Below are 4,129 nucleotides of genomic sequence, written 5' to 3'. Positions count from 1 at the left end.
TTTTGGGAAACCAACCCGGCCCAAGAAATAATGGAAATCAAGGCAAATGCCTAGGAACAAAACCCGGGACACTTCATACCGCTGGAATACTCGACTGGCGGGGGCGTTACACTCTCAGCTGTCTTACTTTGAGGTTCTAACACGCAACGCTATGAACAACGCACTTCAAGACTGGAACGATAAGGAAAAAGGCTCCAGAGACTGGTCCCTTGAACACCAATCAGCACAGCTTTTATACGACATGTTCAAAGGGCCAATTGGACAGGCTAGAAAATGGGCTCGGAAAGAATCTCAGCGTCGCCGCAATGGACACGCGCGCAAGAACGCTCCGCTCAGCCATGATGATGTAATAGCTCAACTCACATTAGGTAATTGGTCGAATCTTCTCGGAGAAGCGTTGCCAGACCATCGTCCAAACGCAAAAATACTGTGGAAAGAGTGCTTACACCACGCCTTTCCCCGCGTTGACCTTAAGGACCAATCGAGGGAAAACATTGGGAAGAAAGTCGAAAGACTGACACGTTTACGCAACCGAGTATCACACCAAGAAAACCTCTTGGAAACCAACATCCGAGGACGACTCAACGATCTTCTGACAGTACTTAAAGCCATCGACGCTAGCTACCCTGCCTGGGCTATGACAGATTCTCAAGTGCGACGGGTAGCGCAAGAAGATCCTCGCAAAAGTTGGAGGTAAGGCGTCCCTGGATCCCCACAAGGTCTATCCTTGCAGTTGGGCAAAGATTCTTTCGTTAAAGTCATAGACGTATGGTCCCCACTTTTGTATTGCATTTAGCAATGCTTGGTCATCAAGTCCGACGGACGTATCGACCACGGCCCGCGTATAAAGCTCGACATGTTCTCCGGAGTCGAGGACAAATGCCGTGGGCGCTGGTTCAAAAACATGGAGCTGATTAATAGCCTGAGCCAGTGCCGTACTCAAAGCCGGATGCTGGTTATTGAGCGATGAACCAATGGTAAAGCGCAGTTCGTTTTCTGCCACTTCAATATCCAAGAATTGCCCGCCAATACTTGTTTCTACCACTTGAAAGTTGCCTGCCATACGAGTCTCCGGCATTACTCCGGTAAGACGTGCCATACACATTTCAACTCTCTCAACAGTAACGCTTTCACACTTTTGTGCATCGGGGGACGCAACATCGCTAAAGATATCCAGCACCTCGCCTTGTGGTTGAAGGCGTGCGGGTACAGAAGTTGTATTGCTGGAAGAGATAATTGAATAGGCGAGCGCTTGCGCATACCACTGCTCCACCTCGTCAAGGCTTCGACGCCACCATGCCTGCAGCCGCGCAGCTGTCAGGAATTCTCCGACTAGTAGAGATGCCTTTGCCTGTATTTGCCCCTCGCTGACAACAAAGCGGCATAAACCTGTCGAAGATTGTTGCAAGGCACTGATCAGTGCCAACGCGGTCATTTCATCTGAAACAAGACCAGGAATGAGAAAAGTTGCCTCTGTCGATTCATACTCATGATTGGCTCTGATAAAAGCCTGCAGTCCATCGATGGGGAGGTTTCTCGTGATCTGACCGGTCTCAGTACCGAGATACACGTGGTGGCCAAGATCTGCGAGGGCAACTGCGTATGCATTGATTGTTGTAGGAATGTTCATCTCTAACTCATCCTTGCTCTGAGACAGGGATCGATGACCAAGCTCGGATAGGCCCGTCATGAAGTCCCTGGAAGAACTGATACTTCTCTAGAGGGATACGCGCCGGCGGATCGTAGTCTTTCGCTTCTACCAATTGATCCTCATAAGTATCTGCAACCTGCGCCGGAGTTAAGCGCACTAGATAGCCTTCTGTCCCATAAAAGGAATCGTCATACGGGGACACACCCAGCGGCGCGAGGATGTCTTCGACCTGCTTTTCTCCAAACTGGGACCACATAATCCGCGCGTGCTCGTCGGTAAAAGACTCTTCCGGAAACTCAGTGACCTTTGGCAAGGAATCAAAATCAAAACCGTAGTCTTTAAACGGTTCGGTTTGATCAGAAAGAAACCTCATATATCGATACCACCGGCCATTGGAATTTTTAGCAGTTTCATTTGTCAGACAGCGGTATACATAGCAATCGAGGTAAGTTTCATAAGGTTTCGAAGGAATCGCACGCATTGAAAAACGAAGCATTCCATAGCTTGCTCGGCGGGAAAAAGTTTCATCAGTGTTGTCTACCCATGGTTCATGCTCTATAGAAATGTAGTACGGGACCTGCGGCGTAATTTCTTGCTGGAGTGCAAGGTCGTAGGAAAACTCGGCAATTCCTGGGAGCTTAGTTGATTGTGGGAATGAGCATGGCCCGAATACAGCCGTCCACTCCGAGTTAGTAGGAACAAAAACAAACTGAAGAATATGATTCTGTGGCTTGATTAGTCCTGCTAGTTGGTTTCTGCCAGCCGCTACTTTTTTGACATGAACGTTGCACTCGACCTTGTGATTTTCCCTGTAAAGATAGGGTTTTGCATAAGGGCTATCGAAGCCTGAAGCCCACTTCTCAAATTCCTTGACGACAGTTTCAATTGGAAATCGAAGGAGTTTTACTTCGTACGATATAGGTGCGATGGACTCGGTGAAGAAAAACTTCTTCATTAACCTTCACTCCTTTCATGTTCTCGATCCCACGTGTGCTCTGGATAATCAAAAATTGCTGAAGATCCATAGGCTTGCGCAAGAGGGTAGCCTGCATTAATTAGCGTGGCACGTCCGGTGAGGAAATCTCTATTGAAAGGATCTAGCCCAAAAAGATGCGCGCAGTCAGCCAGATCCTGGGTAGTAAACCGTTTCCGTAAAGGTCCTTTCTTAGCTTTTAGTCTTTCCAACCCAGGGAAGTGGAATTCTTCCGCCTCTGGCCATTGTGTAAATGCTTGAAACCTTGACTCGCCTTCACCGATGCCTACGTCGAAGAATTGCTCGCCTCGATTTTCGGGTACTGGTTCTGAAAGTCCAATAGCGGCATGGATGTCATAGGAGTGGACCGTGAGGTTCTTAGTGCCAGTGCGTGAGCCGAGTGCGTCCTCTAGCTCTCGCTCGTCAGGATGGTCCTGGATAAGCACTTGGGTCATTCCCGGGACGAAAGGAATCGATCCAACAAGTCCAATGAAACTCAGAAACTGTTCGTATTCCATAGGCCTATCGCACAGGAACCATACCCATTCAGGATTCTTGGTTTCCAGGACTGCCGTCCAACGGCGAGGAATCTTCGGATCCCGTACCCCAAGGCGCAGCGCGTTGGGAAGGTCATCGACCGTCGTGTCAATCTCTACATATTGCTGTGACCAGTAACTGTTGGCAGCACCTTCAGGCGTGATGAAAATTCGCGAGCGTGAAGCCGCCTCTACGGCATAGTCGTAGGGAAGTTTTAGGAACAATTGGTCATAGGAATATGGCGCAAACAGATAATCAATATCTCGGCGAAGGTAAAGGGTCATTCTCATACCATTCCAAGTTAAGGGTTGTAGCTATCTACTGCGTTTCGATTGGCCGTGATGACTTTCATGAGGTCGTCGGATTCGTCGATGTCGTCGAGTGTAAGAAGCCAGACGTCTGCATTCGGATTGGCATCCAATAGTTGGCGTGCATGGTGAAACGCTCGTGGTGCAGGAGGTCGATCAAACTCCGTCTTTATTGACCGGCCAGAGCTATCGACAATATTAACGTCAGGGCGTCCGCGACTAAGAGTCTTTAGAACCTTTTTGTCAAGTTTTTCATCGTAGACAAAATCAACATCACGCTGATTTAATCGTGCAGCCGATGCGCCTCGCTTCTGTGCGAATAATGCTTGCATCTGGGCAAACTGGTTTTGCGCGGAGGTTTTCCCAACTGTTCGCTTATGCAGATCCAATGGTTTAGGAGCATTCCGCAAACCAATTTTATTTAGGATATGCGGTTGAGTTACTGGGACTTGAATTACTGAATTTGCAACCTTATCTTGGAGGCTCGAAATTGCCGCAATGACTTGCGTCTCCTTGGTCTTGTACCCAAAGGCCATGATTTCGGAAGTGAGGTTACCCTCGTTTAGTGGACACCCTATTTGTACGGATCTTGTGTCCGTAGGAGAGGATGTTCATTGTGAGTCAACAGCGCAAGAAGTACACGCCGGAGTACCGGCGTGA

5 protein-coding genes are annotated in these 4,129 nt (G+C 48.7%); 1 reads left to right on the top strand and 4 read right to left on the bottom strand.

The features are described from left to right. Positions 1-151 precede the first annotated feature (151 nt). A complete protein-coding gene (locus QP909_RS11510; RefSeq protein ID WP_005325306.1) occupies positions 152-697 on the top strand; it encodes a hypothetical protein in 546 nt (181 codons plus the stop codon). A 24-nt stretch (positions 698-721) separates the two neighbouring features. Here the strand turns inward: QP909_RS11510 and QP909_RS11505 are convergent, their stop codons facing one another. Genes QP909_RS11505 through QP909_RS11490 form a run of 4 tightly spaced genes read right to left on the bottom strand, consistent with a single transcriptional unit; the run spans position 722 to position 4,005 of the window. Then, the gene (locus QP909_RS11505; protein WP_005325305.1) at positions 722-1,630 is read right to left on the bottom strand and encodes a hypothetical protein; all 909 of its coding nucleotides are present in this window, start codon (positions 1,628-1,630) and stop codon (positions 722-724) included. A gap of 7 nt (positions 1,631-1,637) precedes the next feature. Next, complete coding sequence (locus tag QP909_RS11500) at positions 1,638-2,606, bottom strand: hypothetical protein (protein ID WP_236587117.1); 969 nt, start codon at positions 2,604-2,606, stop codon at positions 1,638-1,640. Continuing rightward, positions 2,606-3,445 (bottom strand): hypothetical protein, encoded by an 840-nt coding sequence (locus tag QP909_RS11495; protein ID WP_040425393.1) that lies wholly within the window; start codon positions 3,443-3,445, stop codon positions 2,606-2,608. Before QP909_RS11495 ends, QP909_RS11500 begins: the two co-directional genes overlap by 1 nt. A gap of 17 nt (positions 3,446-3,462) precedes the next feature. Beyond that, positions 3,463-4,005, bottom strand: a complete 543-nt coding sequence (locus tag QP909_RS11490) for a hypothetical protein (protein ID WP_284767306.1) — start codon at positions 4,003-4,005, stop codon at positions 3,463-3,465. Positions 4,006-4,129 lie beyond the last annotated feature (124 nt).

The sequence above is a fragment of the Corynebacterium sp. MSK195 genome (genome assembly GCF_030228885.1).
Taxonomy (GTDB): Bacteria; Actinomycetota; Actinomycetes; order Mycobacteriales; family Mycobacteriaceae; genus Corynebacterium.
Note: the sequence above shows the minus strand (reverse complement) of the source record. Positions and strands in the feature narration are given on the sequence as shown.

Excerpts from the sequence above, each read along its gene's own strand:
- QP909_RS11510 (WP_005325306.1), top strand. The coding sequence starts at position 152 with ATGAACAACGCACTTCAAGACTGGAACGATAAGGAAAAAGGCTCCAGA.
- QP909_RS11490 (WP_284767306.1), bottom strand. The coding sequence starts at position 4,005 with ATGGCCTTTGGGTACAAGACCAAGGAGACGCAAGTCATTGCGGCAATT.
- QP909_RS11505 (WP_005325305.1), bottom strand. The coding sequence starts at position 1,630 with ATGAACATTCCTACAACAATCAATGCATACGCAGTTGCCCTCGCAGAT.
- QP909_RS11500 (WP_236587117.1), bottom strand. The coding sequence starts at position 2,606 with ATGAAGAAGTTTTTCTTCACCGAGTCCATCGCACCTATATCGTACGAA.
- QP909_RS11495 (WP_040425393.1), bottom strand. The coding sequence starts at position 3,445 with ATGACCCTTTACCTTCGCCGAGATATTGATTATCTGTTTGCGCCATAT.